Source organism: Okeania sp. SIO2B9 (assembly GCF_010672505.1).
In the GTDB taxonomy this organism is placed as follows: domain Bacteria; phylum Cyanobacteriota; class Cyanobacteriia; order Cyanobacteriales; family Microcoleaceae; genus Okeania; species Okeania hirsuta.
Genome location: NZ_JAAHGK010000873.1, coordinates 1 through 3,368, shown reverse-complemented (window position 1 = coordinate 3,368; position 3,368 = coordinate 1). Strand labels below are relative to the sequence as shown.

General features: G+C 30.4%; 4 protein-coding genes. All 4 read right to left on the bottom strand.

What is annotated here, in order from left to right; genetic code table 11:
- Positions 1-98: 98 nt before the first annotated feature.
- Entirely contained in the window at positions 99-320 is a 222-nt protein-coding gene (locus tag F6K13_RS24785; protein WP_124144972.1) for a DUF6737 family protein, read from the bottom strand.
- Between the two features lie 106 nt (positions 321-426).
- Positions 427-669, bottom strand: a complete 243-nt coding sequence (locus F6K13_RS24780) for a hypothetical protein (RefSeq protein ID WP_124144973.1) — start codon at positions 667-669, stop codon at positions 427-429.
- 357 nt (positions 670-1,026) lie between these two features.
- Complete coding sequence (locus F6K13_RS24775; RefSeq protein ID WP_124144974.1) at positions 1,027-2,136, bottom strand: response regulator; 1,110 nt, start codon at positions 2,134-2,136, stop codon at positions 1,027-1,029.
- A partial coding sequence (locus F6K13_RS24770; RefSeq protein ID WP_287288676.1) for a PAS domain-containing sensor histidine kinase occupies positions 2,114-3,368 on the bottom strand: 1,255 nt, incomplete at its 5' end. The genes F6K13_RS24770 and F6K13_RS24775, both read right to left, overlap by 23 nt.

Here is a 3,368-nt window from a genome sequence, read left to right as displayed (position 1 = left end):
TTGCAATTCTACTTTTTTTATGGTTAGATCTCATTTTTATTTAATATAGATTTTGTGACCTAATTATGCTGAATGTATGGCTGTAAAATCAATTTTTATCACATTCTTGATTCTGCCATTAATTTAGGCCAAACTACCAGGAAAAATCCCATCCAAGTTAATATAGGAATAGAGATAATAACTGTTAACCAAACAATTTTAAACACTAACCAACTACTACTAATAATAGTGATTCCTGTCATAAGTATTGACCAAGGTTGACACCACCAAGGTTTGTAATTCCAAGGGTTAAACTTTTCTTGTTCAATTGAATTTTTCATAAATAATAAACGAAGAATAAGGAATACAAAAAGTGAAATAAACTTGCCGAAAGTAACAAAGTAACAAGGAGAAAGTTTTTTTATTAGTAATGAACCAAATTTGATGTTAATTAGAATTTAAACGTTTGGTAATTTGTTTAATTATGCCACTGAGAATTGCACCTCCCATCAAAATTCCGATAGCTGGAGTAAATACTGGTTCCCATAATCTATGCCAAAGATCCAGACCTAAAGCCACTCCAGAATAACGACCAATCACAGCGATCGCGAACCAAGCAAAACCAATTATTACTAGAAATACATCTGCTACTAAAAATGTATCTAACCAGTTGAGTAATTTTTCTTTCATTGTTAGTAATTTTCCATTAATATTTTAAGTTATTATACTATAACTAGGTAAGTAACATTATTTATATATTTACTCATCTATATTTTTTGTTATCTATTTTAAGCTATTATACCAATTTTTATGTATAAATCCCACAAAAAAAAATAAATATTTTACTCCTAAAAAGGAACTAATCCAATCCTATTATATACTTATTTCTATTATTTTTCCTTTTTATGTTCTTGATTACGAATTCCAACTTCAGTTTTTCCTTTTTTCTTTTCTTTACTAATATGACATTGCTCGATCAAATTGGTTTTATCCATTTTAACTATCAACTATGAATATCAAATTAGCAGTTAGAAATTAACTCATAGTTTAACAGCCTTTTTCTGTTACCTTTGTAGGGATAAAAACAGTTACAGTGGTTTGTTCTAAAGGAATACTTTGGATTTTTAATTGCCCATTATGTAATTCAGTAATTTGTTTAGCAATACTGAGACCTAAGCCCGATCCCTGTTGCTCATATATTTTACGATTAAATTGTTTATAAGCTCCGATATTAGAAATTTCATTAACACTCATTCCTTTGCCAAAATCTATAAAATCAACAGCAAAAACATGATGAACTAATCTACCTACTACCTTAACTTTTGTGCCGAAATCAGAAAATTTAAAGGCATTGTCTAATAATTCATCTACAATTTTTCTAAAGTTAGGCTCAGAAATTTTTAAATGAGTATTTTCTGATGCAATCTCTAAGTCTTTTAAGCGATTAAAACTTCTTGCTTTTTCTAGAGCAACCTCTCTAATTATTGACTTAGGATTACTAACAGAACCTGTTGTAAATAATTTTAATCTATCTCGCTCCCGTGATAATAGCTCTAAATCTGCATATAGTAAAAAATTCTGGATTAGTCTATATAAACGGTGCGCAGAAATGTGAATATTTTCTACCATTTCTAAAATTTCATCGTTTTCTAATTCTTGAAACTCTTCAATAATAAAATTGGCAGAACCAATAATTCCATTGAGTGGAGTGCGTAGTTCGTGAGGTAGAGATAAAGTTATACTACTTCTTAATTCATCTAGTTGTTCTTGAGTTTTTCTTTGAATAGTTCCTTGTTTTTCTAATCTGGTATTAATTGCTTTCATTAATTCATCTCTGGTAAAAGGTTTTGTCAAGTAATCGTCAGCTCCTAATTCCATTGCTTCTCTTAAATCAGCTTTTGTGGATTTTGCAGTCAGAAAAATAAATGGAATTGTTTCTGTTACTAAATTTTTCCGTAATAATTTTAATACTTCATAACCATCAAGTTCTGGCATCATTACATCACAAATAATTAAATCTGGAACAATTTCTAGAGCTTTTTCTACTCCTCTTCTACCATTTTCTGCCTCTATTGCTATAAAATTTTCTGCTTCTAAAACATCTGTAATTATTTCTAAAATTACTTTTTCATCTTCAATCACTAGAATTTTTTTCATTTATATTTTCCTTTTCTAAATTTAACGGTAAGATGACAGTAAATGTAGTTCCTACCCCAACTTCACTTTCGACAAAAATTTGACCTCTATGTAAATCTACACAATTTTTGACAATAGTAAGTCCTAACCCTGTACCAGAAATATTAATAGCATTTTGAGCGCGGTAGAAAGAGTCAAATAAATATTTTTGTTCTGCTGCTGGAATTCCCATACCTTCATCTTGAATTTGAAAAATTGCATAGTTATTTAAGTAAGAAAGTTTGAGAAAAATATGACTACCTTGGGTCGAATATTTAACTGCATTCCAAAGTAAGTTGGATAGAATATGTCGCAACAATTTTTCATCTATGAAAACCAATTCAAATATTTGTGCCCTAGATTCATTTTGTGATTCTGGTGGAGCATTATAGATAGCATCATTTTGCTTTTGTTCTTGCTGAATTGAATCCGATTGAATGAAATTTAAAATACTTAGATTAATCCCATCTTTGCCAGAATCTTTCGTTGTTAATTGCTTGGCTTCTTGAAGCACAAAATGAAGGGAATATTGACTACCAATACTGAGTTTAATATCTTCTATAAGACCTCGACAAAAATTTTCTAAATCTAATGGTGCTGGGTTAAATTCAAAATTACCTGATTCTTTTTTGCCTATAACTAATATATCATTAAGTAACCCTGTCATATATTGAGCTGTAGCTTGTATACGACGCAAATAAGTCAGTTTTTTTTCTTCATTCCATTTATGACTATAGTATTCTAATGCTTCTGCCGAAGCTAATATAGTAGTTAAAGGAGTACGGAATTCATGGGATGCCATGGAAATAAATTGAGATTTAAGTTGATTCAATTCTTTTTCTATTTCTAGTGCTTTCTTTATTTCAGTTTCTGCCCACTTGCGCTCTGTAATATTTTCAATATCACCTTCATAAGCAATTAAATTACCTTCTGGGTCACGCACTGCTCTGGCATTCTCAGAAACCCAGATGATACTCCCATCAGCACGATAAGCTTGATACTCAAACTTTAATACACTTCCATCCCTGCTAATTAAATCAATAAATTCATCTCTAGAGTTAGAATTAACATAAATTTGTTTGCCAATATCAGTAACTTTTGCCATCATGTCCTCTGGCGAGTCATAACCAAATATCTCGGCTAAAGTAGGATTACCATAAAGGTAATGCCCATCTGGTGTAGACTGAAAAATACCTTCAACTGAATTCTCAAAA